The organism is Simplicispira lacusdiani, from assembly GCF_003604195.1.
In the GTDB taxonomy this organism is placed as follows: Bacteria; Pseudomonadota; Gammaproteobacteria; order Burkholderiales; family Burkholderiaceae_C; genus Simplicispira; species Simplicispira lacusdiani.
The window spans coordinates 1-24,769 of record NZ_QXGR01000010.1 but is presented as its reverse complement, the minus strand read 5'-3'; the positions used below and the strand labels follow the sequence as shown (position 1 = coordinate 24,769).

Sequence of the window (24,769 nt, the reverse complement as noted above, 5' to 3'; positions counted from 1 at the left end):
AAGGTCCCGCGCACAAAGGGTGGACCCGAGGGATTCACCCGAGAGCCAGCGCCGATCCACCCCCCATAGACTGTGGCGTCCTGCGCCATCGTGGCCGCAGGCCCGTGGACATGGAGATTGCCTTGCAGCCTACCCACACCGCCCACCCGGACTACTTTCACAAAGTCGTCGACTGCCAGTGGGCCTGTCCCGCGCACACCCCGGTACCGGAGTACATCCGGCTGATCGGCCAGGGCCGTTACGACGACGCCTATATGGTCAACTGGGTCTCCAACGTGTTTCCCGGCGTCCTCGGACGCACCTGCGACCGCCCCTGCGAGCCCGCCTGTCGGCGTGGCCGAGTCGAGGAAAGCAATGGAGCCCAACCCGAACCCGTGGCCATCTGCCGCTTGAAGCGCGTGGCGGCGGACCACAAGTCCGGCGTGAAGGAGCGCATGCCCAGCATCGCGCCGCCCAACGGCAAGCGCGTGGCCTGCGTGGGCGCCGGCCCTGCGTCCCTGACCGTGGCGCGCGACCTGGTACCACAAGGCTACGAGGTCACGGTGTTCGATGGCGAGGCCAAGGCGGGTGGCTTCATCCGCAGCCAGATTCCGCGCTTTCGCCTGCCCGAATCGGTGATCGACGAAGAGACCGGCTACATCCTCGACCTGGGCGTGCGGTTCCAGGGAGGCCAGCGCGTGGACTCGCTGCGCGACCTGCTCGCACAGGGCTACGACGCCGTGTTCGTGGGCAGCGGCGCGCCGCGCGGGCGCGACCTCGACATCCCGGGGCGGCGCGAGATCCAGGACAACATCCACATCGGCATCGACTGGCTGGCCTCGGTGTCCTTCGGCCATGTCACGCGCATCGCGCCGCGCGTCATCGTGCTCGGCGGCGGCAACACCGCCATGGACTGCTGCCGCTCGGCGCGCCGCCTGGGTGGCACCGACGTCAAGGTCATCGTGCGCAGCGGCTTCGAGGAGATGAAGGCTTCGCCCTGGGAAAAGGAGGACACCCTGCACGAGGGCATCCCGATTCTGAACTTCCATGTGCCCAAGGCCTTCGAGCACGACAACGGCCAGCTCACGGGCATGAGCTTCGAGGTCGTGCGCGCCGAGTACGACGCCCAGGGACGCCGCCACCTGGTACCCACGGGCGAACCCGATGTGCGCGTGCCCTGCGACGTGGTGCTGATCGCCGTGGGCCAGGAAAATGCCTTTCCCTGGATCGAGCCCGACCTGGGTATCGCCTTCGACCGCTGGGGCCTGCCGCAACTGACCGAAGGCACGTTCCAGTCCACGCTGCCCCGGGTGTTCTTCGGCGGCGACGCGGCCTACGGCCCCAAGAACATCATCACGGCCGTCGCCCAGGGACACGAGGCCGCGGTCTCGATCGACCGTTTCCTGCACGGCGAGGATGTTCGCCAGCGCCCCGCGCCGCGCACCCATCTGCTCTCCACCAAGATGGGCATCCACGAGTGGAGCTACGACAACGACGTCTCCAATGACGCCCGCTTCAAGGTACCGTGGGCCCGGGCCGAGGTGGCGCTGGCCAGCATCCGTGTCGAGGTCGAACTGGGCTTCGATGCCGCCACCGCCTTCAAGGAAGCCAGCCGCTGTCTGAACTGCGATGTGCAAACGGTTTTCAACCGCGCCACCTGCATCGAATGCGACGCCTGCGCCGACATCTGCCCCATGGACAGCATCACCTTCACCAGCAATGGCGAAGAGGACGACCTGCGCGGCCGGCTGAGGGCGCCCGCGCGCAACCCCGCGCAAGACCTGCTGGTGTCGGCGCCGCTCAAGACCGGGCGCGTGATGGTCAAGGACGAGGACGTCTGCCTGCACTGCGGCCTGTGCGCCGAGCGCTGCCCTACCGGCGCCTGGGACATGCAGAAGTTCCGCCTCGACACCACGCAGGCAGGACCAGGCTGCCGCGATGCCACCGCAACCCGACGCACGCTGGAGGCCGCATGAAGCGCATCGAAGCCATCAACGACTTTGTCATCAAGTTCGCCAACGTCAATGGTTCGGGATCGGCCTCGGCCAACGAGCTGTTCGCCAAGGCCATCCTGCGCATGGGCGTGCCCGTGAGTCCGCGCAACATCTTCCCCAGCAACATCCAGGGCATGCCCACCTGGTACGAGGCCCGGGTGTGCGAGAAGGGCTATCTCGGGCGGCGCGGCGGCGTGGACATGATGGTGGCCATGAACCCGCAAACCTGGGACGCCGACGTGGCCGAGATCACGCCGGGCGGCTACCTGTTCTACGACAGCACACGCCCCATCCCGGCCGCGAAGTTCCGCCAGGACATCGAGGTCATCGGCATGCCGCTGACCGAGATCAGCAACAACACCTACGCCGAGCCGCGCCAGCGCCAGCTGTTCAAGAACATCATCTACGTGGGCGCGCTGTCGGTGCTGCTCGACGTGGAGGCCGAAGTGTTCGAAAAGCTCTTCGCCGAGCAGTACCGGGGCAAGGAGATGCTGCTCGATTCCAACGTGCGCGCGCTGCACCTGGGGCGCGACTACGCCCGCGAGCACCTGCAGGCGCCCCTGGGCATCCGCGTGCGGCGCGCCGACCAGGTGGGCGACCGCATCTTCACCGACGGCAACAGCGCTGCCGCGCTGGGCTGCGTGTACGGCGGCGCCACCGTGGCGGCCTGGTACCCGATCACACCATCGTCATCGATCCCCGAGGCGTTCCAGAAATACTGCGACAAGTACCGCGTGGACCCCGAAACCGGTCGCGGCAATTTCGCCATCGTGCAGGCCGAGGACGAGCTGGCCTCCATCGGCATGGTGGTGGGCGCGGGCTGGAACGGCGCGCGCGCCTTCACGGCCACCTCGGGACCCGGCATCTCGCTGATGACCGAATTCATCGGCCTGGCCTACTTCGCCGAGATTCCGGTCACCCTCATCAACGTGCAGCGCGGCGGCCCGTCCACGGGCATGCCCACGCGCACGCAGCAATCCGACCTGCTCAGCTGCGCCTACGCTTCGCACGGCGACACCAAGCATGTGCTGCTGTTTCCCGAAGATCCGCACGAGTGCTTCGAGCACGCGGCCGCCGCGCTGGATCTGGCGGACCGGCTGCAGACGCCCATCTTCGTGATGACCGACCTCGACATCGGCATGAACCAGCGCCTGTGCCGCCCCTTCGCCTGGGACGACGCGCGCCAGTACGACCGGGGCAAGGTCATGACCGCCGAGGAACTGGAAGCCGGCAAGGATTTTGGCCGCTACAAGGACGTGGACGGCGACGGCATCCCCTGGCGCACCTATCCGGGCACGCACCCCACCAAGGGCAGCTTCTTCACGCGCGGCACCACGCGCGATCCCTACGCCCGCTACTCCGAGCGCGGGCCGGACTACATCTACAACATGGAGCGCCTGTGCGCCAAGTTCCGCACGGCGGCCAACTTGGTGCCACAGCCGGTGCTGCGCGGCGCGGCGCGGCCCACGCCGCTGGGCGTGATCTACTTCGGTTCCACCAGCCCGGCCATGCAGGAGGCACTGGACGTGCTCACGGCCAGCGGCGTCGACCTCGATGCGATGCGCCTGCGTGCCTTTCCCTTCCCCGAGGTGGTGGACAGCTTCATCGCCGCGCACGAACAGGTGTTCGTGGTCGAGCAGAACCGGGACGGCCAGATGCATGCCATGCTGGTCAACGAACTGCAGGTCGATCCCGCGCGCCTGGTCAAGGTGCTGCACTACGACGGCACGCCCATCACGGCGCGTTTCATCACCCAGGCGATCCAGACCCACCTGCAAGGCGCCCGCGCAACGCTCAAGGAGGCCGCATGACCTACCTGGCCAAACCCCGGCTGCACCACCCCTCGCTGACCCTGAACAAGGTCGGCTACACGCGGCGCGACTACGAGGGCCGCATCTCCACCCTGTGCGCTGGCTGCGGGCACGACTCCATCTCGGCGGCCATCATCCAGGCCTGCTGGGAACTCGACATCGAGCCGCACCGCGTGGCCAAGCTCTCGGGCATCGGCTGCAGCTCCAAGACGCCGGACTACTTCCTCGGCGCCTCGCACGGTTTCAACACCGTGCACGGGCGCATGCCCTCGGTGCTGACCGGCGCCAACCTGGCCAACCGCGACCTGCTCTACCTGGGCGTGTCGGGCGACGGCGACTCGGCCTCCATCGGTCTGGGCCAGTTCGCCAATGCCATGCGGCGTGGCGTGAACATGGCTTACATCGTCGAGAACAACGGCGTCTACGGTCTCACCAAGGGCCAGTTCTCGGCCACGGCGGACCAGGGCTCGCGCAGCAAGAAGGGTGTCGTCAACAACGACAGCCCGGTGGACCTGGTGGGCCTGGCGCTGCAGCTCGGCGCCACCTACGTGGCACGCAGCTTCTCGGGCGACAAGGAACAGCTCGTGCCGCTCATCAAGGGTGCGCTGGGGCATGGCGGCGCGGCCTTCATCGATGTCATCAGCCCCTGCGTGACCTTCAACAACCATGCCGGCAGCACCAAGAGCTACGACTACGTGCGCCAGCACAACGAGGCCGTGAGCCGCATTGATTTCCTCCCGCAACACGGCGAAATCACCACGCAGTACGCCCCCGGGGAAGTGGTCGAGGTGCAGCAGCACGACGGCAGCCTGCTGCGCCTGCGCAAGCTCCACACCGACTACGATCCGACCGACCGCCACGCCGCGCTGAGCTACATGAACCTGCACCAGGCACGCGGCGAGGTGGTGACCGGCCTGCTCTACATCGACCCGGTGGCCACCGACCTGCACCTGGCGCTCAACACCAGCGACACACCGCTCAACGCGCTCGGCGCCGAGCAACTGTGTCCAGGCTCGCAGATCCTGGAGAAGATCAACGCATCCCTGCGCTGAGCATTTGCACGAGGAGCATTCCATGGCCGAACGCACTGTCTTCCAGTCCCTCTCCCGGCGCCATGTGCTGAGCCTGGGCCCGCAGTCCAGCGTGTGGGAGGCGGCCTGCGTGATGACGCGCGCCAACTGCGGCAGCGTGCTCATCCTCGACACGCCCGGCACCCTGCTTGGCATCCTCACGGAACGCGACCTGATGACGCGCGTGCTCGCCAAGGCGCAGGACCCGCAGACCACGCGGGTGTCCGAGGTGATGACGCCCAACCCGCATTGCGTGGCGCCCGACATGAAGGTGTCCGAGGCCGTTCTCATCATGATCGAGCGCGGTTTCCGGCACCTTCCCATCGTTTCCGCGGCCGGCAAGATCCTCGGCGTGTTTTCAGTGCGCGACGCGCTGCCCCGCGAAATCGGGGACGCCGTGAGCCTGGCGGAGTTCAACGATCAGGTGAACGACGCCCTGGGCTGACGCCCGGGCAGCGCCGCATGCCCGGCGTTGCTTCCGCGCCTCGACTGACGCCGGACAATCCAGAGGCCAGCGTATCTGGGATACTGGCACCCCTGGATTGGACCACCCTGCAAGAAAAACAGCACCATGAGCATCTTTGACCGGCTCTGGGGCGGTGCGCGCAAGACGACGCCCCCACCCAAGACCACCGCTCCTGCCCCGCTCGCAGTGGAAGGCCCCGAGTCGGCTGGCACCTTGGAACGCCGCAAGCGCCCGCGCAAGGACGCCCGCAAGGGCCTCAAGGCCTTGATCATCGACGACTCTCCCACGGTGGTCGCGGCGCTGCGCAAGACCCTGCGCTCGGCGGGCTACAACACCCAGGAGGCGCTGGATGCCGAGCAAGGCCTGGCGCTGATCGAACTGGACCCTCCCGACCTGGTGTTCCTGGACATCATCCTGCCCGGCATGAACGGCTTCAACGCGTTGCGCCTGATCCGCAAGAACCCGGCCAGCCAGCACATCCCGGTGATCATGATCAGCGGCAACGAGCATGCCACCGAGCAGTTCTACGCCAACCGCATCGGGGCCGACGACTTCATGAAGAAGCCGTTTTCACGTTTCGAGATCTTTGCCCGGATCGAAACCCTGCTCGACGCCAGCATGGTGCCGCGCCGCAAGGCCATGGCCGAGGCGCCACATTCCGGCCTGTGAGCCGATGGGCGGGCCCGCGTGGCCCGCGCGCCTCAGGCGGATGCGCCCTTGAGGATGGTGTAGAGCTGATCCTTGAGGTACAGCTTTTCCTTTTTCAGCGTCTCGATCTCCTCGTGGGTCGCCGGGGAGATGCTGGCTTCCAGGTTCTTGATCTTCTGGTCCAGCGTATTGTGCTGGTCGAACAAGCGCAGGAAATGGCGGTCGGTGGTCTTGAGTTGCGTAATCAGATCGCGAAATTCAGGAAACATGGGGACTCCTTGGCAATTTGGCATGACGCAGGCCCTGGCGGGCCACCCCGCCAATCCGCTACACCACTCTACATCGCGCCGGCAAGCCTGGCGACCATACTTGTGTACGCCGCTCGGCTTCCCTGCCGCCGTCCATCAGGGCAGCCATTGCTTCAGCATCGCCGGTTCCGGCACGCCGATGCTGCGCTGCACCGAGCCGTCGCGCCCGAGCAGCACGACGTAGGGCGTGACATTGGGCCATTTCGGGTCCACGCTTTGGCGGATGGCGGGTTCGAAGCCATGGAAGGCGTAGAGCCGCGTGGCGCCCACATAGTGGCGCGCATGCTCCACGGCCTTCACCCCCTCCACATCCATCAGCACCACCACCAGCTCCACCGGCCGGTGCGCGTCCATCACGAAGGTGCGCAGCTTCTCGAAGGCGTCCGGGCAGTTGGGGCAGAAAGTGGTCGTGAAGATGTAGGCCGCCGGCCGGGGCCCCTTGTCCACCAGCCGGGCCCAGGTGGTTTCGTCGAAAGGCACGACGGAATTGATGGTGACACGCAGCTTCCTGCCCGTCTGCGCCATCAAGGGGCCCGTCCATGCCGTCAAGGCCAGGGCCGCCGAAGCCGCCAGGATGCCACGGCGCCCCACGGGCTGCTTGCGGTCCCCGGACCGCTGCTGTCTAGAACTCGATGTCATGTACCTTCACCTCTTCTGCATTGCGCCAGACTACCACCATGCGCTGGCCTTGCTGCACCAGGCGCGGAAAATCATTGTCCCCCTGCACGGAATCCAGGGTGCGCGCCTGGAACGTCTTGCCGCCATCCGTGGACAGCCAGGCCTTGAGCGTGCTGGTCATGCCGTCGGTGCTGCGCCAGACCACGGCGACGCGCTGCCCCTGCGCCGCCACGTCGGCATGCTCGGCGCGCTCGTCGGGCAGCATGCGCACGGTCTCGGGCCGGGGCGTGCCGTCGGGCTGGAGCCGGCCATAGCGCACGCCCGGCACCTTCTCCTCGCCCTGCTGGCGGATACCGAACCAGACGGTGTGGAAGCCGTCCTCGGCCGCCGCCAGGCTCGGCCCATGGTGGGGGCAGGCGTCCACGCGCCAGTCGTCGAAGGTAGCGCGCACGGGCTCGCGGGGGGCGTCGGCGCGCAGCACGGCGATGGCATGGTCGCGCACGTTGGGCAGGAAGACATGGCGCCACATGGCGCGCATCTCGCCATCGGTGCCCAGGCCCACGGCGATGCGGCAGCATTCGCAGGAATGGTCGGCCACCTTGATGTCCGGTCCGAAGGTGGCCCCCCCGTCGCTGGAGGTGTTGCGGTAGATGGCCGCGCCGCGGTAGCTCGATTTGTTGCCCACCTTGGGCGCGGCTTCCAGGTCGCGCTTGTCGATCCAGACCGTGTGCAGCACGCCCCGCGCGTCGAAGCCCAGCGACTCGAAGCGGTGGGTGATGACCTGCCGGTCGGCATGCACCGTGACGGGCGCGGCGAAGCTCTGCCCGCCGTCGGTCGAGCGCAGCAGGCGCACCTGGCCGGTGTTGGGCTTGGCCAGCGGCTGGGTGTAGGCGACCAGGACCGTGCCCTGGGGCCCGAACACCAGCTTGGGCCGGTTCTCGCCATCGGCCGAGACCGGGTCGCCGCCCGTGTCCAGCAGGCGTGGCGGCGACCACCGCGCTCCGCCACCGGCCAGCGCGGCCACCTGGACAAACAGCCGCCCCTGGGGATCGACGCCCGCCATCCACAGCGCGCCATCCGGCGCGAACGCCACGCCCGTCCCCAATTGCGGCCGGGCCTTGCGCGCCACGGGGCGCGCGGCCGTGGGCGCGGCAGCGGGCGCTGCATGGGCGCCATGCACGCCCTTGACGGGCGCGGTGCCCTGCTGCGCCCCAGCGGCGCCGCAGCACAGCGCCAGGGCCGTGCCCAGCGCCAGCAGCGCGCGCATGGGGAAGTTTCCTTGGGATGATGTCATCGGTTTCCTCGACTGCGAAGATGGCGCCCCGGGAGGCTCCTGCCAGCCGGCAGGGGCGGCGGGGCGAAGGGGCTCACTTCATGCTGTAGCGCAGTTCGGTCTGCACCGAGCGCTGCGGCAGGCTGTGGGCCTGCCAGGATTGCTGGTTGGTCACGTTGTTGACGCCCAGGGCCCATTCCCAGTGCCGCGCGAACTTCCATACGGCCTTGAGATCAAGCTGGTTGACGCGCGAAACGCCGCCATAGGTGTCGGGGTTGCTGTCGACGTTCAGCTCGGTGTTGTAGGCCTGGCCGCTCCAGCGCCAGGCGGCGCCGAACAGCCACTCGGCATTGGGCCGGTAGCTGGCCTGCACGGCATAGCGCTGCTTGGGAATGCGCAGCCACTGTTTGCCGACCTGCGCCGGGTTGGCCGCGTTGGCCTTGACCACGGCGTCGGTCCAGGTGGCGCTGCCGCCGATGTCCAGGCCCTTGAGGCCCACGTCGCGGGCCTGCCAGACCAGCTCGATGCCCTGGGTCAGCACGCGGTCCACGTTGCTCACGCGGGTGACCGAGGGCGTGACCGTGCTGTCGGTCTGGCGCAGGATGGTGTCCTTCACGTCGTCGCGGAAGTAGCTGGCGCGCAACCAGTGCTCGCCCCAGAACTTCTCCACCGCCAGCTCCAAGGCGTTGGCCACCTCGGGGCGCAGGTTGGGGTCGCTGGTGGTGATGCTGTTGCCCGTGCGGGTGCCGTTGAACAGCTCGTCCACGTTGGGGAAGCGCACGCCGCGCCCGTAGCTGGCGCGCAGCAGCAATTCGTCGGCGGCACTCCAGGCCAGCGACAGCTTGGGGCTGGTGGCGTGCAGCGTGCGCTTGGGGAAGCGCACCTGGGCCACGGGCGGTCCGGCGAAATACTGCGATCCGTCCGACGCCTCGAAGGTCTCGAAGCGCAGGCCCGAGGTCAGCACCAGGTCGGGCGTGAGCTTCCAGGCATCCTGACCGTAGAGCGCGGTGATGGTCGTGGTGCCGTAGTAGCTCTGGTTGAGCGTGGTCTCGGTGGTGCGCCAGTCGCTGGCGTTGTTCACGATGTTGTCGAGCTGGTACTGGTTGCGGTGCAGGCCGAACACCAGCGCGTGGCGGCCGCCGCCCCAGTCCCCGGCGGTGGGGGTGTAGGTCGACTGCAGTTCCAGCGTGTTCCAGCCCGTGCCGTCGCGCCGCGTGACGGTGCCCGCACCGCCCAGCGCGGCCAGCGGCAGCGCCGTGCTGGCCTGGCGATCGGCGTCCCGGAGCATCTGGTACTGCGTCAGCATCACCGAGGCATTCCAGCCCGTGGCGTTGCGCGTCTTCCAGGTGGCGCCGAGCTGGCGGTGCAGCTCGTCGCGCTGGCTGGGCGCGAACGCGTTGGCGGGCAGGGTGAAGCTGTTCGTGCCATCGTTCACCACGCCGCTCCAGACCGGCTTGCCCGTGGCATCGCGCAGGTAGGTCATGGTGCGCACGGTGCTGTCGCTGCGCCAGAAGGACACCCGGCCCTCGATCTCCTGCGTGGCCGAGATGTCGTAGCCCAGGCGCAGGTTCACCGTGTCCTGCACGCTGTGGTCGATGCCGGTGGCACCGAAGATCGCCCGGTCGCGCCCCTGCGGGTCGCGGTCGTACTGGATGCCCGAGACACGCGTGCCCGCGACGGGCTTGAAGCCGCCCGCCGTCACGCCGCGCACGGCGTTGGCGTATCCCATGGGGTGGCCCTGGCTGTCCTGGTGCTGCACGCCCAGGGCGTACCAGAGCCCGGAGTCCAGCCGCGAGGCGATGCGCGCCGACAGCTGCTTGCTGCCAAAGGACTCGTCCGTGCCGTACTCATCGAACGACTGCCGGTTGTACTTGATGCCGGCCGACAGCTCCAGCCCCTTGGGCTTGCGCTCGGTCACCACCATGGTGGTGCCGATGGAGTTGCCCGGGTAGATGGCCGAGAACGGGCCGTAGAGGGCATCGACACGCTCGATGGCCTCGACGTTGATCATGTTCCAGCGCGGCGCGTCGAAGCGCCCCAGGAAGTTCGAGATCAGGTAACCGTCGAGGTAGACCAGCGCGCGGCCCGGCTGCAGCGTGCCGAAGCTGCGTCCGCCCACGTTGGCGTTGCGGTCGCCGAGGTAGCGCTTGCGGATGGTGGTGCTGGGCAGCAGGGCCGCGGCATCCTCGGGATTGAAGACGTTCTGCTCTTCCAGCTCGCGCGCCGTCTTGCTGGCGGTGCTGTTGGGCAGGTTGGGATCGAGCTGCGAGCGCGTCTCGGTGACGCTGATGGATTGCAGCTGGGCCTCGGTGGCGATGCCCTGGGCCAGGCCCAGGGCGGGAATCAGGGCCAGGGCCGTGGTGAGGGGGCGCAGGCGCAAGGCCGCGCCCGACAGAAGACGGTGGTTCCGCACGAAAAACTCCAGAAGTATGAAATTGGCATCCAGCGCCCGCAGAAAGGGCGCCAGGCGCTATGAATTCAATAGCTCAGGAGAAAACGGGAGGCCCCCGTGGTGGCGGCGCGAGGGCCGCGAAAGCGAGGCGGAAGAAGGGCAGCCGGGCCACGGGCGCCGGGTGCGCAACGGGTTCGACCGGTAGCGCCTGCAGTGCGCCGGGCGCCGGCAGGGCGGACGCGGCGCTCAACAGGCACCAGGGGCAGTCCATGGGTTGCGCGGAGTCGTCCGCGCCCGTGCCGTGGACATCGACCCAGGCCATGCCCGTGCTGGTGCACACCTCCATCGCGGCCGCCTTGCCGCTGGACAGCGCATGGGAGACCGATGGCAGCAGCGCGCCGCACAGCGCCAGCAGCACGGCCAGCCAGAGCCATCGGGCGCGGCGCAGCGGGGCGAAGGACGGGTGCGGGGTCATGGCTGGGACTTCAGGGGCGCGGGGCCCGCTCGAACGCGCGGCACCGGCCTGTGCATTCTAGGGCGCCCCCCTCGGGGCGGCATGCCGATCTGCTTGATGCACATCAAGCAACTGTGCGCGACCTCCCTACAGCGCCTTGCGCAGGTTGGTGGTGGGTATCTTCAGCGCCTCGCGGTACTTGGCCACGGTGCGGCGCGCGCATTCGATGCCCTGCTCCTTGAGCATCTCGGCCAACTGGCTGTCGGACAGCGGCTTGGCCGGGTTCTCGGCGGCGACGAACTGCTTGATGAGCGCGCGCACCGCCGTGCTCGACGCGTTGCCGCCGGTGTCGGTGCCCAGGCCCGAGCCGAAAAAGTACTTGAGTTCGTAGGTGCCCTGCGGCGTGGCCATGTACTTGGCCGTGGTCACGCGCGAAATGGTCGATTCGTGCAGGCCCAGTTCGTCGGCGATGTCGCGCAGCACCAGTGGGCGCATGGCCAGCTCGCCATGCACGAAGAAGTTCTTCTGCCGCTCGACGATGGCGCGCGAGACGCGCAGGATGGTGTCGAAGCGCTGCTGGATGTTCTTGATGAACCAGCGCGCCTCCTGCAGGCGCTGCTGCAGCGCCTGGTGGCCCTCCCCGCCCCGGCCGCCGCGCAGGGCGCTGGCATAGATGTCGTGCACGCGCAGGCGCGGCATGACGTCGGGGTTGAGCTGCACGCTGAACTGCAGGCCGCCCCGCCCGCTGCGCGTGACGAGCACGTCGGGCACGATGGCATTGCGCTCCACGTTGGCGAACCGCCGTCCGGGGCGCGGCTCCAGCCGCGCGATCAGCGCCATGGCGGCGCGCGTGCGCTCCTCGCTGGCGCCGCAGGCCTGCATGAGCCGGCGCACGTCGCGGCGCGCCAGCAGCTCCAGCGGCTGCTGGCAGATGCACAGCGCGGTCTGCAGCGTCTCGGCCGGCGCCTCGCCGTCGTGCTGCAGCGCCTGGAGCTGCAACGCTAGGCATTCGGCCAGGTTGCGCGCGCCCACGCCCGTGGGCTCCAGGCTCTGCAGCAGGCGCAGCGCCACGGTGAAGCGGTGCACCAGTTCCTCGGTCTCTTCCAGGTCGCCGCCCGCCAGGCCCGCGGCCAGTTCCTCGATCGGGTCTTCGAGGTAGCCGTCGTCGTTCAGCGACTCGATCAGGAAGCGCAGCGCCGCGCAGTCGACATCGGACAGGCGCAGCGACAGTGCCTGGCGGTGCAGGAAGTCCGTGAGCGATTCGTGGCCGTGCGCCAGGTCGGCGGCATCGGCCTCGCCGTCGCTGTCGTTGTTGCGGGTGCGCGCGGGGGCCTCGCCGCCCCATTCGCCGTCATCGGGCACCATCTCGGTCGTGCCGTCGCCCCCCCAATCGGGCTCTTCCTGTCCGACGGGTGATTCAACATCATTTTTGGCCTCAAGGCTTGATGTGCCTACGCCATCAGCTCCTGAATAAATAGCAACTTCGGCCGCTGCATCGTCCGGCTGGGCCGGCGTGTCGGCCTGCGCCAGGCCAAATTCCTCGCGCGGCGCCTCTTCGCTGCCGCGCTCCAGGAAGGGGTTCTCGTCGAGCATCTGCTCGATTTCCTGCGACAGCTCCTGCGTGGACAGCTGCAGCAGGCGGATCGACTGCTGCAGCTGCGGCGTCAGCGCCAGGTGCTGCGAAACGCGCAGCGACAGGCCGGGCTTCACCGGCCACCTCCTGGCGCGAGGCAGGACACGGGGCGCATGGCCTTACATCCGGAAATGCTCGCCGAGGTACACGCGGCGCACCTCGGCGTTATCGACGATCTCGGACGGCGTGCCCTGGGCGAGCACGCGGCCGTCGCTGATGATGAAGGCGTGGTCGCAGATGCCCAGCGTCTCGCGCACGTTGTGGTCGGTGATGAGCACGCCGATGCCGCGCGCCTTCAGGAAACCGATGATGCGCTGGATCTCGATCACGGCGATGGGGTCGATGCCCGCGAAGGGCTCGTCGAGCAGGATGAAGCGCGGCTGCGTGGCCAGGGCGCGCGCGATCTCGACGCGGCGGCGCTCGCCGCCCGACAGCGCCAGCGCTGGCGAATCGCGCAGATGGTCCACGCGCAGCTCCTGGAGCAGCGCCGTGAGGCGCTCCTCGATCATGGCCGCCGACAGCGGCTGGCCCTGCGCGTCACGCTGCAGCTCCAGCACGGCGCGCACGTTCTCCTGCACCGAGAGCTTGCGGAAGATCGACGCCTCCTGCGGCAGATAGGACAACCCCAGGCGCGAGCGCCGGTGGATGGGCATGTGCGCCACGGACTGGCCGTCGATGCGGATGTCGCCGGCATCGCTGCGCACCAGGCCCACGATCATGTAGAACGAGGTGGTCTTGCCCGCGCCATTGGGGCCGAGCAGGCCCACCACCTCCCCTTTCTGCACGGCCAATGAGACATCCTTGACCACCTTGCGGCTGCCGTAGGACTTGGCCAGGTGTTGCACTTCCAGGCGGCTGGGCGCCGAGGTGTCCGGGGAAGGGTTCATGGGCGCCGCGCTCACTTGGCACCACCGCCCAGGGTCGTGCTGGAGCGCAGGGCCGGCGTGCTGGCGGCCGGTGCCGCCTCGGATGCCCCAGCGGCAGGCGGCTTGGCCTCCTTGGGCGAGAGCACGGCGCGCACGCGCCCGCCGCCCACCGGGGCATCGCCCGCCGCGTTGGTGCCGGCCTTCTGGCCATCGACCGTGAACACGTCGGTCAGGTTGTTGTAGACGATGACCGCGCCCGTGATCTCATCGCTGACCACCGCGCCGCGCAGGCGCCGCAGCTCGGCCCGGCGCACGAAACGCACGCTGTCGGCACGGCCGTCGTACTCGATGACCTCGCCCTCGCCCTCGATGAACTCCTCGGGCGCACCGGCCACCGGGTCGCGGCGCTGGCGGAAGAAGGCCCGCTGTCCGGCATCGGCCGTGACCACGCCGAACTGGTAGCCATCGGCGTCCTGGCGCACTTCCAGGCGGCCGCCGCGCAGCACGATGGAGCCCTTGGTCATGACGACACGGCCCGTGAAGACGCTGGTCTGCTTGAGATCGTCATGCCGCAGGGCATCGGCCTCGATGTTCATGGGCTTGTTGCGGTCGGCCTTTTCGGCGCGCGCCGTGCCCGCCACGCCCCAGGCGACGCAAACCAACAGGGCCAGCGCCAGCCAGCGGCGCGCTCCAGCTCCGCCGCGCCGGCGGTGGCCGTGGAGTGGGGGAAAAAGTATGTCCATGCGGCGTTCCAGAAGGTGCGGCGCGCCCGGGGCGGCCGCGAAATGTGCGGGGCACGAATCTTGCTGGCATTGTAGCCCCGCAGGGGCGCAAAAAAGCCCGCCGAGGCGGGCTTGCGCGAGAACGGGGGGACGGCTCAGCCCTTGCGTGCCACGCCCACGAGGTAGTCCACCACCTGCAGCACGCCCGGCATGCTGCCAGCCATGGTGCCGTCGGTGTAGAAGCGGCCGGCCACGCCCATGGAGGGCACGCCCTCGACGCCGTAGGCCTGCTGCAGCTGGGTGGCGCGGCGCGCCTGGCTGGCCACGTTGAAGGATGCGTACATTTCCTTGAACTTGGCCATGTCGATGCCGGGCTGCTTGCCCATCCAGGCCATGATGCCGTCTTCCTTGGACAGGTTGACCTTCTCCGCATGGATGGCGCGGAAGATGCGCGCATGCAGTTCGCCCACCTTACCCATGCCTTCGAGCGCGTAGTAGAGCTTCTGCTGCGCTTCGAAGCTGGCATTGAACGCCACGGGCACGCGGCGCACGACGATGTTCTTGGATTCCGCCGTCTTGGACCAGGCCTCGAAGGTGGGCTCGAAGGCGTTGCAGTGGCCGCAGTTGTACCAGAAGAACTCGATCACCTCGACCTTGCCTGCGGGCGCGTCGGTGGCCACCGGCTTGCCCAGCTTGGCGTAGTCCTTGCCCTCCTTGGGCTGGCTCTGGGCCAGCGCCGGCACGGACAGGGTGGAGGCCGCCAGGGCAGCAGCGGACAGGGTAAACGCGCGTCGTTTCATGAATAACACTCCTTGTTCGGGTACCGCTGTGTGAGCGGGGGGCTGGCGGAAAGTTCAGCGCTGCACGCGCACCAGGGCCGACTCGACCCCTGCGCCCGCCAGCTTTTCCTTGAGCTGCTCGGCGTCGTCGCGCTTGGCGAAGGGCCCGATGCGCACGCGGAACACGGCGCGGCCGTTTTGCTCGCGCTCGCTCACGCGGGCTTCCCAGCCGATCATGGCGAGCTTGGCGCGCTGCGCATCGGCGTCGCTCTGGGTGCGGAAGGCACCCGCCTGCACGAAGTAGTCAAAGGGATCCACGCTGCCGGCGGCCGCCGCCTTGGCCGCCGCCAGGTCGCCCAGCGGATCGGCGCCGGGCTTGCCCTCGGGCTTGCTCGCCGCGGCCTTGGCCGCCGACGCCGGAGCGCGCGCATCGGCCACGGGCGCGGGCGCGGTTTCGCTGACCGACGCCGCCGAGGCGGGCGCCGCCACGCGCGCGGGACTCTTGCCCGCCAGCGGGGCGTTCGGGTCCCAGTTCTTGTTCTTCTGGGCCTCGGCCGCGTCCTGATCGCCGGTGCGCATGGCCCCCTTGTTCAAAAAGGGCACCGGCACCTTGGTCACGTACACCGCCACGCCCAGGGCCACGCCCAGGCCGACGACCAGGCCGAAGATGAAGCCGATGATGGTTCCGCCCTGCTGCTGCTTGCTCATAGTTAGTTATCACTCACATTCTGCGGGGAGCCGATACGCCCAGTACCGCCAGGCCATTGTGCAACACCTGCGCGGTGGCCGCGACGAGCGCCAGGCGCGCGCGCTTGACGGTTTCGTCGTCCACCAGGATGCGCTCGGCGTCGTAGTAGCTGTGGTAGCTGGCGGCCAGGTCGCGCAGGTAGAAGGTGACGTCGTGCGGCGCCTCGCCCTCGGTGGCGGCGGTCAGCATCTCGGGGTACTTGGCCAGCTGCAGCATCAGCGCCTGGGCCTGCGGGCCGTCGAGCGCCGAGAGATCGGCGTCCTTCAGGCCCGCCACGTCACCGCCCCAGGCCGCGAGCACCGAGCAGATGCGCGCATGGGCGTACTGCACGTAGTACACCGGGTTGTCGTTGTTTTGCTGCACGGCCAGGTCGACGTCGAAGGTGTATTCGGTGTCGGGCTTGCGCGAGAGCAGGAAGAAGCGCACGGCGTCCTTGCTGGTCCACTCGATCAGGTCGCGCAGCGTGACGTAGCTGCCCGCGCGCTTGCTGATCTTGACCTCTTCGCCGCCCTTGACCACGCGCACCATGGTGTGCAGCACGTAGTCGGGGTAGCCCTGGGGGATGCCCACGTCGGCCGCCTGCAGGCCGGCGCGCACGCGCGCGATGGTGCCGTGGTGGTCCGTGCCCTGGATGTTGACGACCTTGCTGTAACCGCGCTCCCACTTGGTGATGTGGTAGGCCACGTCGGGCACGAAGTAGGTGTAGCTGCCGTCGCCCTTGCGCATGACGCGGTCCTTGTCGTCACCGTAGTCGGTGGACTTGAGCCACAGCGCGCCGTCCTGCTCGTAGGTATGGCCGCCCGCGACGAGCTTGTTCACCGCGGCCTCGACGCGGCCGCTGGTGTAGAGGCTGGATTCGAGGTAGTACTCGTCGAAGTGGAGGTTGAAGGCCTGCAGGTCCTTGTCCTGCTCGTTGCGCAGGTAGGCCACGGCAAACTGGCGGATGTTGTCGTAGTCCTCCACATCGCCGTTGGCCGTGAACTCGCGGTCGTCGGCCTTGACCGTGGCCTTGGCCTTGAAGGCCTCGGCGATGTCGGCGATGTAGTCGCCGTTGTAGAAGTTCTTGGCCAGCGGGTTGTCGCTGTCGGTGGGCCAGCAGTCGTCGCCGGGCTTGAAGCCCTTGGCGCGCAGTTGCGTGCTCTTGGTGAGGGTGTCGATCTGCACGCCCGCGTCGTTGTAATAGAACTCGCGGTGCACGCTCCAGCCCTGCGTGGCGAACAGGTTGCTGATGGCGTCGCCGATGGCGGCCTGGCGGCCATGGCCCACGTGCAGCGGGCCTGTGGGGTTGGCGGAAACGAATTCGACCAGCACGCGCTCATTGCGCGGGCTCTGGAAGCCAAAGCGCTCGCCGGCGGCCAGCACCTCGCGCACCACCTCCTGCTTGGCGGCGGGCTGGAGGCGGATGTTCAGGAAGCCGGGGCCGGCGATCTCGATGCCGGCCACCCAGCGCTGGTAGGCGGGCGTGGCCTCCAGCGCTGCCTTGAGCTGCTCGCCCAGGGCACGCGGGTTGAGCTTGAGGGGCTTGGCCAGTTGCATGGCGGCCGTGCAGGCGAAATCGCCATGGGCCGCCACCTTGGGCGATTCAAAGGCCGCCCGGGCACCGGCGCCGGGGGAAAGTTGTTCCAGCTCGACCGCCAGGGCAGCGAGCAATTCGTTTTTGACGGAAAGCATCCGTGGATTTTACGGGGCCGTGGCGGCCAGCCCACGCCCGCTGTCAGCCGCGTTGTCGGCCGGGCCGTTGTGTGTTGGAATTCCGCAGAGCTTCCTCCCTTCCGCTTGAACTTACAGGAGTCCCCATGAAACAGCTTCTTTCCCTGGCCGCACTGGGCATGGCACTGGCATTGGGCAGCGCCCACGCCGCCGAAGAAAAGGCCCCCACCAAGCAACAGACCAAGATGGCCACCTGCAACAAGGAAGCAGGCGACATGAAGGGAGATGAGCGCAAGGCCTTCATGAAGACCTGCCTGAGCAACAAGCCCGCCACCCAGCAGGACAAGATGAAGGCCTGCAACGCCGAGGCCGCCGGCAAGAAGGGCGATGAGCGCAAGGCCTTCATGAGCGAGTGCCTGAAGAAGTAAGACCCCGCTCCATGCGTAAAAAAGCCCCGCTGGCTCTGCCACGGGGCTTTTTTGTGGATCAGCGCCTTCAGCGCGTGCCGACGCCCCGCGCCAAAAAGACAGCCAGCAGGGCCACCACGACCATCAGGTGCGCGGACCACATCACCAGCTTGCGCGTGCGCCGCAGGGCCTCGGGCGATGGCAGGCTGCCTTGGGCGTCGACTTCACGACGCCACGCACGGTATTGCCGCGCGGCCAGGACCAGCAGCGCCAGCATGGCCACCAGCAGCGTGATCTTGGTGTGCAGCAGGGGCTGCGCCCAGTACCAGGCCACGCCCTTGACGCCCCAGTAGGTGCGCGCCAGCCCGGTGAGCAGCACCAGGGCGCCCGACACCAGGCTCAGCACATTGACCCAGACCAGGCGCCGAACCACGGCCGGGTTGATCCACTCGGCACGGCACAGCGCGGTTTCGCTGGTCATGAAGGTGGCCAGCATCAAAAAGGCCATGATGTGGGCATAGGCCAGCAGGCTTTCGAGTATCACGGTACGGGGTCCTTGGGGTTCAATGAGGTGGCGCTGCCGGGTCTGCGGCGGCGGCAGACCGCGACCAGAACGCAGGTTGGGCGAAATGGTGGCGCAGAAAATCAATCCACAGGCGCACCCGCAGCGGCAGGTGCTTGCGCTGGGGGAACAGGACGTAAATGCCGTTGGGCGGCGCGGCGAAATCCTCGAGCACGGCCACCAGGCGACCCGCGGCGATATCGCCTTCGACCTCCCAGATGCTGCGCCAGGCCATGCCGTGGCCGGCCAGGCACCAGTCATACAGCACCTGGCCGTCCGAGCAATCCATGGGGCCCGCGGGCTTGAGGTACTCCACCTCGGTGCCGCCGCCCTCGGCCGGCATGCGGAAGGCCCAGCCGCGCGTCTGCGAGGCCTCGCTCGACAGCGTCAGGCAGTCGTGCTGCGCCAGTTCGCTCGGGTGGCGCGGCGTGCCGTGGCGGCGCAGGTAGTCGGGCGTGGCCACGCACAGGCGCCGGTTGTCGGCGATGCGCACGCTGACCAGCGAGGAGTCGGGCAGGTCGCCCACGCGCACGGCGCAGTCGAAGCCCTCGCCCGCCAGGTCCACCACGCGGTCGCTGAGGTTGAGCGAAAGGGTCACATCGGGGTGCTGCGCCAGGAAGCGCGGCACCAGCGGCGCCACGTGGCGGCGGCCGAAGCCGGCGGGCGCCGTGATGCGCAGGTGGCCGCTGGCCTTGACGCCGCCGGCCGACACGCTGGCCTCGGCGTTGGCCACGTCGGACAGCAGGCGCTGGCAGTCTTCGAGGAAGGCGCTGCCCTCGTGCGTGAGGCTGATGCGCCGGGTGGTGCGCACCAGCAGCTTGACGCCCAGGTGCTCCTCCAGCGCGTCGAGCCGCCGGCCCATGATGGCGGGCGCCACGCCCTCTGCCCGGGCGGCCGCGGTCAGGCTGCCGCGCGTCGCCACCGACACGAAGGACTCGAAGGCCTTGAGTTTGTCCATGGGCGCTGATTATGAAGACAAATGCCGGGACACGACGCCAATGCCCATGCCCCGGGAAGGCGTCGCCCGCTTGAAGCAAAATTTGCCGTAACGCCTTATGTATCAAGCGCAAATAGCTATATATTTAATAGCAAACTCATCCCATTTCCTCGCAGTCGAGGGGGGTTGCGGCGCCATCATCTTTGCAAAAAAGTCACTGGTTTAGAGCTTTTCAGGCCATTTATGGCCTTTCATCTTTGCAATAAAGTGCTGTCATGGCCTCCTTCCCGGCAAGGCCCCTGTTTCACCATCCAACCAAGGCATACACCATGACCGACCGCACCTCCGTCCACGGCCTGCAAGTGGCCACCCCGCTGTTCCGCTTTGTCGAAGACCAGGTGCTGCCCGGCACCGGCATCGACGCCGCCACGTTCTGGAAGGGTTTCGACGCCATCGTGTCCGACCTGGCCCCGCGCAACATCGCCCTGCTGGCCGAGCGCGACCGCCTGCAGACCGAGCTGGACACCTGGCACAAGGCCAACCCCGGCCCCATCAAGGACATGGTCGCCTACCGCGGTTTCCTGGAAAAGATCGGCTACCTGGTGCCCCAGCCCGCCAGCGTGCAGACCACCACGGCCAACGTGGACGATGAACTGGCGACGCAGGCCGGCCCGCAGCTGGTGGTGCCCATCCTGAACGCCCGCTACGCCCTGAACGCCGCCAACGCACGCTGGGGCTCGTTGTACGACGCGCTGTACGGCACCGATGCCATCAGCGAAGAGGGTGGCGCCGAGAAGGGCAAGGGCTACAACCCGGTGCGCGGCGCCAAGGTGATCGCCTTCGCGCGCCAGGTGCTGGACGACACAGCGCCCCTCGCCTCCGGCTCGCACAAGGACGCCACGGGCTACCGCGTCGAGGGCGGCGAACTCATGGTCTCGCTGCCCACCGGCAGCACGGGCCTGAAGGACCCCGGCCAGTTCCAGGGCTACCAGGGCGATGCGGCCAGCCCGTCGTCGGTCTTGCTGCAGCACAACGGCCTGCACCTGGACATCCAGATCAACCGCGCCACGCCCATCGGCCAGACCGATGCCGCCGGCGTGAGCGATGTGGTGCTGGAAGCCGCGCTCTCCACCATCCTCGACCTGGAAGATTCGGTCGCTGCCGTGGACGCCGAGGACAAGCTGCTGGGCTACAGCAACTGGCTGGGCATCCTCAAGGGCACGCTGACCGAATCGTTCGAGAAGGGCGGCAAGACGCTGACGCGCGGCCTCAACGGCGACCGCGTCTACACCGGCCCCAAGGGCGGCGAGGTGCGCCTGCATGGCCGCAGCCTGATGTTCGTGCGCAACGTCGGCCACCTGATGACCAACCCGGCCATTCTGTGGAAGGATGCGCAGGGCCAGGTGCGCGAGATTCCCGAGGGCATCATGGACGCCGTGGTGACCACCACCATCGCGCTGCATGACCTGCAAGGCCATGGCGCCAATGGCCTGCGCAATTCGCGCAAGGGCAGCGTCTATATCGTCAAGCCCAAGATGCACGGCCCGGCCGAAGTGGGCTTTGCCGCCGAGCTGTTCGGCCGCGTCGAAAAGCTCCTGGGCCTGCCCGACAGCACGGTCAAGCTCGGCATCATGGACGAAGAGCGCCGCACCTCCGTCAACCTCAAGGCCTGCATCGCCGCCGCCGGCAGCCGTGTGGCCTTCATCAACACCGGCTTCCTCGATCGCACGGGCGACGAGATGCACACCGCCATGCTGGCCGGCCCCATGATCCGCAAGGGCGACATGAAGACCAGCGCCTGGATCCAGGCCTATGAGCGCAACAACGTGCTCGTCGGCCTGAGCTGCGGCCTGCGCGGCAAGGCGCAGATCGGCAAGGGCATGTGGGCCATGCCCGACCTCATGGCCGAGATGCTCAAGCAGAAGATCGCCCACCCCAAGGCCGGCGCCAACACCGCCTGGGTGCCCAGCCCCACGGGCGCCACGCTGCACGCGCTGCACTACCACCAGGTGAAGGTGAGCGACATCCAGATCGAGCTGGAGAAGCAGGACGCCAACGCCGAGCGCGACAACCTGCTCACCGGCCTGCTGACCATCCCCGTAACGGCATTCCCCAACTGGACCGACGCCGAGAAGCAGCAGGAACTCGACAACAACGCCCAGGGCATCCTGGGCTACGTGGTGCGCTGGGTGGACCAGGGCGTGGGCTGCTCCAAGGTGCCCGACATCCACAACATCGGCCTGATGGAAGACCGTGCCACGCTGCGCATCAGCAGCCAGCACATGGCCAACTGGCTGCACCACGGCGTGGTGACCGAGGCCCAGGTGCGCGAGACCTTCGAGCGCATGGCCGCCGTGGTGGACCAGCAGAACGCCGGCGACCCGCTGTACAAGCCCATGGCCGGCCACTTCGATACCAGCATGGCCTACCAGGCCGCCTGCGACCTGGTGTTCAAGGGCCTGCAGCAGCCCAGCGGCTACACCGAGCCGCTGCTGCACGCCTGGCGCCTGAAGCTCAAGGCATCGGCCTGATTTCAAAGTTCAAAATCGATAGCTGCCGGCGCTTTATTGATAAGCTCTACAGACCATTTTGATGACCAATCCAACGGCACCTTCGGGTGCCGTTGTGCTTTGCACGGCTGCCGCGCGTCCTACACTCGGTGTCTGTTCCATCGGCCCTCTTTCATGAACGCCCTCCTGCCCCATCCCCATGCAAACACCTGCCCCGCCTGCGGCCAGCCCAACCAGTGCGCCATGGCGGCTGGCGCGGACGCGCAGGACTGCTGGTGCATGCACACGCCTGTGTCCCCGGACGCGCTCGCCCGGCTGCCGGCAGGGGAGCGCGGCCAACGCTGCATCTGCCCCGTCTGCGCACGGCCGCCCGATGGCGGCTCCGCCCTCGGGAAGAGCACGGCGCCTTTATGATCGATTCATTGCCCCAGGAGCCCCCTTATGCCCACCCACCCCATTGAGATGCTCGAAGGCCGCACGATCGAGCAGAAGATGCTCGCCGATGTGAAGCGCAAGAACAGGGCGACCGGCGGGCGCCTCTGGTCCGAGCGCGGCTGATTGCCCCGACGCCCATGAGCGGCCCCAGCTCCCTGCAGGCGCTGCGCGAGCGCTATGGCGAGCGCTACCGCTGGCTGGTGCTGCTGGCGGTGATGGTGGGCACGATCGCCTCGATCATGTCGTCCACCATCGTGAACGTGGCGATTCCCGACATGAGCCACCACTTCTCGTTGGGCCAGGAACGCGCGCAGTGGGTTTCGTCCGGCTTCATGGTGGCCATGACCGCCTCCATGCTCACCACGCCCTGGCTGCTGTCGCGCTATGGCTACCGCAGCACCTACGTGGCCACCATGCTGCTGTTGCTGTTCGGGGGTGTTGCGGGCGGATTTTCCAGCCACTTCGGCCTGGTGCTCGTGGCGCGCGTGGCCGAGGGACTGGCCGCCGGCATCGTGCAGCCTATTCCGGCCATCATCATCCTGCACGCCTTCCAGCCCCATGAGCAAGGCCGGGCCAGCGGCTTCTTCGGCATGGGCGTGGTGCTCGCGCCCGCGCTGGGGCCGAGTATCGGCGGCGTGCTGGTCGACTGGTTCGGCTGGCGCTCGATCTTCTTCATGGTCGTGCCGTTCTGCCTGGTGTCGCTCTGGCTCGCTTTCAAATTCGTCCCCGTCACCGCGCCCGGCGGCCAACCCACGCAGCGCGGCGGCGCCTGGATCGACTGGCGCGGCCTGCTCCTGGGCACTGCGGGTACGCTGTGCCTGCTGAACGGGCTGGTCCTGCTGCGCAGCGGCACCCCCACGGAGGCGGCCTTGCTGCTGCTTGTGGCCGTGGCCTGCACGGTCCTCTTCATCTGGTGGCAAGGGCGGCTGGCACGCGCCGGCCAGCCGCCGCTCATGGACCTGCGCCTGTTCCGCTACCGCCAGTTCGCCATGGGCAGTGTCGTGGCCTTCATCTATGGCACGGCGCTGTTCGGCTCCACCTACCTGCTGCCCGTATTCATGCAACTCGGACTGCAGATGTCCCCCTCGCATGTCGGCACCATCCTGCTCCCTGCTGGCATTGTCCTGGCCGTGACGATTCCACTGGTGGGCCGCATGGCAGACCACCGCCCGACCTACCTGCTGGTTTCCACCGGGCTGTTCCTGCTGGCGCTCTCGTTCGGCCTGATGGTGCTGATCGGTCAGCAATCGCCGCTGTGGCTGCTGGTGGCCTTCGCCATCCTGGGCCGCATCGGCCTGGGCTTCATCCTGCCGTCGCTGAACCTGGGGGCCATGCGTCCGCTCGACAAGCCGCTCATTCCGCAGGGATCAAGCACCATCAGTTTTCTGCGCATGCTGGGTGGAGCGGCGGGGGTCAGCCTCTGCGGCATCGTGCTGGAGTGGCGCCTGGCGGCGCATGGCGCCAGCCTGGCGCCCGGAACTGCAGCCGACATGGCCCGTCTGAGCGCGTTCGGTGAGGTCTTCCTGATGCTTGGCGGGCTCTGCGTGCTCGCCCTGGTGGCAGCATGGAAGCTGCGCGACCCGCCTCCGTCCGCCAGCCTTTCTTTGTGAACTTCCCCACTCCGTATCACCGCCATGTGCCAACTGCTCGGAATGAACTGCAACACGCCCACGGACGTGACTTTCAGCTTTACGGGCTTTGCCCAGCGTGCCGGCCATACCGGCGACCACTGCGATGGCTGGGGCATCGCCTTCTTCGAGGACAAGGGCGTGCGCCTGTTCGTGGACCATGAGCGCGCCGTGGACTCCCCCATCGCCGAGTTGATCCGGCGCTATCCCATCAAAAGCTGCAATGTGATTTCCCACATCCGCAAAGCCACGCAAGGTGCTGTCGGCCTGCAGAACTGCCATCCGTTCGTGCGCGAGCTTTGGGGGCGCTACTGGGTTTTCGCCCACAACGGCGATCTGAAGGATTTCCGCCCCCGACTGCATGGCCAATTCCGTCCGGTTGGCGGCACGGACAGTGAGCATGCCTTCTGCTGGATCATGCAGGAGCTGGCCAAATCCCACGCGGGCGTGCCAAGCATTCCGGAATTGACGCTGACGCTGCGCGACCTGGCCGCCAGGATCGCGCCGCACGGCACCTTCAACTTTCTGCTGTCGAACGGCCAGGCCCTCTGGGCGCATGCATCGACGCACCTCTGGTATGTGGAGCGCCAGCATCCGTTCGCCGAGGCCCATCTATCCGACGAGGATCTGAGCGTCGATTTCTCCACCCAAACGCAGCCCACCGACAAGGTGGCTCTGATCGTGACGGCCCCCTTGACGCGCAACGAGGCCTGGCATGCCTTTGGAAAGCACGAACTGAAGGTGTTCGTAGACGGCGCCGCCTTGTCGCTCTGACATTTGCTTTTTTTTGCGCTGATTTCGAACGCCCAAAGCAGAAACGCCCCGCTCATTGCTGAGAGGGGCGTTGCTGGGCTGTAAGAGCCTGACGATGACCTACTT

Annotated in this window: 24 protein-coding genes; 11 read left to right on the top strand and 13 right to left on the bottom strand. The window is 67.7% G+C overall.

Annotated elements, in window-relative coordinates; translation table 11 throughout:
* Window positions 1–122 precede the first annotated feature (122 nt).
* The 5 genes from D8S75_RS13845 (at window position 123) to D8S75_RS13825 (ending at window position 5,989) form a co-directional block, all read left to right on the top strand.
* Entirely contained in the window at window positions 123–1,955 is a 1,833-nt protein-coding gene (locus tag D8S75_RS13845) for an FAD-dependent oxidoreductase (protein ID WP_119967030.1), read from the top strand.
* The gene (locus D8S75_RS13840) at window positions 1,952–3,784 is read left to right on the top strand and encodes a 2-oxoacid:acceptor oxidoreductase subunit alpha (protein WP_119966944.1); all 1,833 of its coding nucleotides are present in this window, start codon (window positions 1,952–1,954) and stop codon (window positions 3,782–3,784) included. The genes D8S75_RS13845 and D8S75_RS13840 overlap by 4 nt, the downstream gene beginning before the upstream one ends.
* Window positions 3,781–4,836 carry a 2-oxoacid:ferredoxin oxidoreductase subunit beta gene (locus D8S75_RS13835; RefSeq protein ID WP_119966943.1) on the top strand — a complete coding sequence of 352 codons (1,056 nt, stop codon included), beginning with the start codon at window positions 3,781–3,783 and terminating at the stop codon, window positions 4,834–4,836. The genes D8S75_RS13840 and D8S75_RS13835 overlap by 4 nt, the downstream gene beginning before the upstream one ends.
* Window positions 4,837–4,858: 22 nt before the next feature.
* Entirely contained in the window at window positions 4,859–5,299 is a 441-nt protein-coding gene (locus D8S75_RS13830; RefSeq protein ID WP_119967029.1) for a CBS domain-containing protein, read from the top strand.
* A 126-nt stretch (window positions 5,300–5,425) separates the two neighbouring features.
* Entirely contained in the window at window positions 5,426–5,989 is a 564-nt protein-coding gene (locus tag D8S75_RS13825) for a response regulator (RefSeq protein WP_119966942.1), read from the top strand.
* Window positions 5,990–6,021: 32 nt separating this feature from the next.
* On the opposite strand, the gene D8S75_RS13820 is transcribed toward D8S75_RS13825, so the two are convergent.
* The 11 genes from D8S75_RS13820 to argS form a co-directional block, all read right to left on the bottom strand.
* Complete coding sequence (locus D8S75_RS13820) at window positions 6,022–6,237, bottom strand: HP1242/YdcH family protein (RefSeq protein WP_119966941.1); 216 nt, start codon at window positions 6,235–6,237, stop codon at window positions 6,022–6,024.
* Between the two features lie 135 nt (window positions 6,238–6,372).
* On the bottom strand, window positions 6,373–6,915 hold the full coding sequence (locus D8S75_RS17500; RefSeq protein ID WP_157982653.1) for a hypothetical protein: 543 nt from the start codon (window positions 6,913–6,915) through the stop codon (window positions 6,373–6,375).
* Complete coding sequence (locus D8S75_RS13810; RefSeq protein ID WP_232829049.1) at window positions 6,899–8,188, bottom strand: hypothetical protein; 1,290 nt, start codon at window positions 8,186–8,188, stop codon at window positions 6,899–6,901. Before D8S75_RS13810 ends, D8S75_RS17500 begins: the two co-directional genes overlap by 17 nt.
* Window positions 8,189–8,261: 73 nt before the next feature.
* Window positions 8,262–10,580 (bottom strand): TonB-dependent receptor, encoded by a 2,319-nt coding sequence (locus D8S75_RS13805; protein ID WP_119966939.1) that lies wholly within the window; start codon window positions 10,578–10,580, stop codon window positions 8,262–8,264.
* A 73-nt stretch (window positions 10,581–10,653) separates the two neighbouring features.
* A complete protein-coding gene (locus D8S75_RS13800) occupies window positions 10,654–11,034 on the bottom strand; it encodes a DUF2946 family protein (protein WP_119966938.1) in 381 nt (126 codons plus the stop codon).
* 126 nt (window positions 11,035–11,160) lie between these two features.
* Window positions 11,161–12,723: an RNA polymerase factor sigma-54 gene (locus tag D8S75_RS13795; protein ID WP_119966937.1), complete on the bottom strand. Its 1,563-nt coding sequence runs from the start codon at window positions 12,721–12,723 to the stop codon at window positions 11,161–11,163.
* Window positions 12,724–12,765: 42 nt separating this feature from the next.
* The gene (gene lptB / locus D8S75_RS13790) at window positions 12,766–13,533 is read right to left on the bottom strand and encodes an LPS export ABC transporter ATP-binding protein (protein WP_119966936.1); all 768 of its coding nucleotides are present in this window, start codon (window positions 13,531–13,533) and stop codon (window positions 12,766–12,768) included.
* A gap of 11 nt (window positions 13,534–13,544) precedes the next feature.
* The gene (gene lptA / locus D8S75_RS13785; protein ID WP_119966935.1) at window positions 13,545–14,255 is read right to left on the bottom strand and encodes a lipopolysaccharide transport periplasmic protein LptA; all 711 of its coding nucleotides are present in this window, start codon (window positions 14,253–14,255) and stop codon (window positions 13,545–13,547) included.
* 134 nt (window positions 14,256–14,389) lie between these two features.
* On the bottom strand, window positions 14,390–15,034 hold the full coding sequence (locus D8S75_RS13780; RefSeq protein ID WP_119966934.1) for a thiol:disulfide interchange protein DsbA/DsbL: 645 nt from the start codon (window positions 15,032–15,034) through the stop codon (window positions 14,390–14,392).
* 54 nt (window positions 15,035–15,088) lie between these two features.
* Window positions 15,089–15,721, bottom strand: coding sequence for an SPOR domain-containing protein (locus tag D8S75_RS13775; RefSeq protein ID WP_119966933.1), 633 nt, complete (start codon window positions 15,719–15,721; stop codon window positions 15,089–15,091).
* Between the two features lie 13 nt (window positions 15,722–15,734).
* On the bottom strand, window positions 15,735–17,432 hold the full coding sequence (gene argS, locus D8S75_RS13770) for an arginine--tRNA ligase (protein WP_119966932.1): 1,698 nt from the start codon (window positions 17,430–17,432) through the stop codon (window positions 15,735–15,737).
* 125 nt (window positions 17,433–17,557) lie between these two features.
* On the opposite strand from argS, the gene D8S75_RS13765 reads away from it, so the two are divergent.
* Complete coding sequence (locus D8S75_RS13765) at window positions 17,558–17,839, top strand: PsiF family protein (RefSeq protein WP_119966931.1); 282 nt, start codon at window positions 17,558–17,560, stop codon at window positions 17,837–17,839.
* 67 nt (window positions 17,840–17,906) lie between these two features.
* On the opposite strand, the gene D8S75_RS13760 is transcribed toward D8S75_RS13765, so the two are convergent.
* Complete coding sequence (locus tag D8S75_RS13760) at window positions 17,907–18,362, bottom strand: DUF2214 family protein (protein WP_119966930.1); 456 nt, start codon at window positions 18,360–18,362, stop codon at window positions 17,907–17,909.
* Between the two features lie 19 nt (window positions 18,363–18,381).
* A complete protein-coding gene (locus D8S75_RS13755; RefSeq protein WP_119966929.1) occupies window positions 18,382–19,338 on the bottom strand; it encodes a LysR family transcriptional regulator in 957 nt (318 codons plus the stop codon).
* Window positions 19,339–19,646: 308 nt separating this feature from the next.
* Between D8S75_RS13755 and D8S75_RS13750 the strand changes: the two genes are divergently transcribed.
* From D8S75_RS13750 to D8S75_RS13735, 5 genes are all read left to right on the top strand, one after another.
* Window positions 19,647–21,848, top strand: a complete 2,202-nt coding sequence (locus tag D8S75_RS13750) for a malate synthase G (RefSeq protein WP_119966928.1) — start codon at window positions 19,647–19,649, stop codon at window positions 21,846–21,848.
* Window positions 21,849–22,001: 153 nt separating this feature from the next.
* Complete coding sequence (locus D8S75_RS13745) at window positions 22,002–22,241, top strand: cysteine-rich CWC family protein (protein WP_119966927.1); 240 nt, start codon at window positions 22,002–22,004, stop codon at window positions 22,239–22,241.
* Between the two features lie 27 nt (window positions 22,242–22,268).
* Window positions 22,269–22,385, top strand: coding sequence for a tautomerase family protein (locus D8S75_RS17995; protein ID WP_503167750.1), 117 nt, complete (start codon window positions 22,269–22,271; stop codon window positions 22,383–22,385).
* A gap of 14 nt (window positions 22,386–22,399) precedes the next feature.
* On the top strand, window positions 22,400–23,872 hold the full coding sequence (locus tag D8S75_RS13740) for an MFS transporter (protein ID WP_119966926.1): 1,473 nt from the start codon (window positions 22,400–22,402) through the stop codon (window positions 23,870–23,872).
* A 24-nt stretch (window positions 23,873–23,896) separates the two neighbouring features.
* Window positions 23,897–24,664, top strand: coding sequence for a class II glutamine amidotransferase (locus tag D8S75_RS13735; protein WP_119966925.1), 768 nt, complete (start codon window positions 23,897–23,899; stop codon window positions 24,662–24,664).
* Window positions 24,665–24,769: the final 105 nt, after the last annotated feature.

Coding starts and splice junctions, on each gene's coding strand:
- D8S75_RS13840 (WP_119966944.1), top strand. CDS start 1,952: ATGAAGCGCATCGAAGCCATCAACGACTTTGTCATCAAGTTCGCCAAC.
- D8S75_RS13835 (WP_119966943.1), top strand. CDS start 3,781: ATGACCTACCTGGCCAAACCCCGGCTGCACCACCCCTCGCTGACCCTG.
- D8S75_RS13830 (WP_119967029.1), top strand. CDS start 4,859: ATGGCCGAACGCACTGTCTTCCAGTCCCTCTCCCGGCGCCATGTGCTG.
- D8S75_RS13825 (WP_119966942.1), top strand. CDS start 5,426: ATGAGCATCTTTGACCGGCTCTGGGGCGGTGCGCGCAAGACGACGCCC.
- D8S75_RS13820 (WP_119966941.1), bottom strand. CDS start 6,237: ATGTTTCCTGAATTTCGCGATCTGATTACGCAACTCAAGACCACCGAC.
- D8S75_RS17500 (WP_157982653.1), bottom strand. CDS start 6,915: ATGACATCGAGTTCTAGACAGCAGCGGTCCGGGGACCGCAAGCAGCCC.
- D8S75_RS13810 (WP_232829049.1), bottom strand. CDS start 8,188: ATGACATCATCCCAAGGAAACTTCCCCATGCGCGCGCTGCTGGCGCTG.
- D8S75_RS13800 (WP_119966938.1), bottom strand. CDS start 11,034: ATGACCCCGCACCCGTCCTTCGCCCCGCTGCGCCGCGCCCGATGGCTC.
- lptB (WP_119966936.1), bottom strand. CDS start 13,533: ATGAACCCTTCCCCGGACACCTCGGCGCCCAGCCGCCTGGAAGTGCAA.
- lptA (WP_119966935.1), bottom strand. CDS start 14,255: ATGGACATACTTTTTCCCCCACTCCACGGCCACCGCCGGCGCGGCGGA.
- D8S75_RS13780 (WP_119966934.1), bottom strand. CDS start 15,034: ATGAAACGACGCGCGTTTACCCTGTCCGCTGCTGCCCTGGCGGCCTCC.
- D8S75_RS13775 (WP_119966933.1), bottom strand. CDS start 15,721: ATGAGCAAGCAGCAGCAGGGCGGAACCATCATCGGCTTCATCTTCGGC.
- argS (WP_119966932.1), bottom strand. CDS start 17,432: ATGCTTTCCGTCAAAAACGAATTGCTCGCTGCCCTGGCGGTCGAGCTG.
- D8S75_RS13765 (WP_119966931.1), top strand. CDS start 17,558: ATGAAACAGCTTCTTTCCCTGGCCGCACTGGGCATGGCACTGGCATTG.
- D8S75_RS13755 (WP_119966929.1), bottom strand. CDS start 19,338: ATGGACAAACTCAAGGCCTTCGAGTCCTTCGTGTCGGTGGCGACGCGC.
- D8S75_RS13750 (WP_119966928.1), top strand. CDS start 19,647: ATGACCGACCGCACCTCCGTCCACGGCCTGCAAGTGGCCACCCCGCTG.
- D8S75_RS13745 (WP_119966927.1), top strand. CDS start 22,002: ATGAACGCCCTCCTGCCCCATCCCCATGCAAACACCTGCCCCGCCTGC.
- D8S75_RS17995 (WP_503167750.1), top strand. CDS start 22,269: ATGCCCACCCACCCCATTGAGATGCTCGAAGGCCGCACGATCGAGCAG.
- D8S75_RS13740 (WP_119966926.1), top strand. CDS start 22,400: ATGAGCGGCCCCAGCTCCCTGCAGGCGCTGCGCGAGCGCTATGGCGAG.
- D8S75_RS13735 (WP_119966925.1), top strand. CDS start 23,897: ATGTGCCAACTGCTCGGAATGAACTGCAACACGCCCACGGACGTGACT.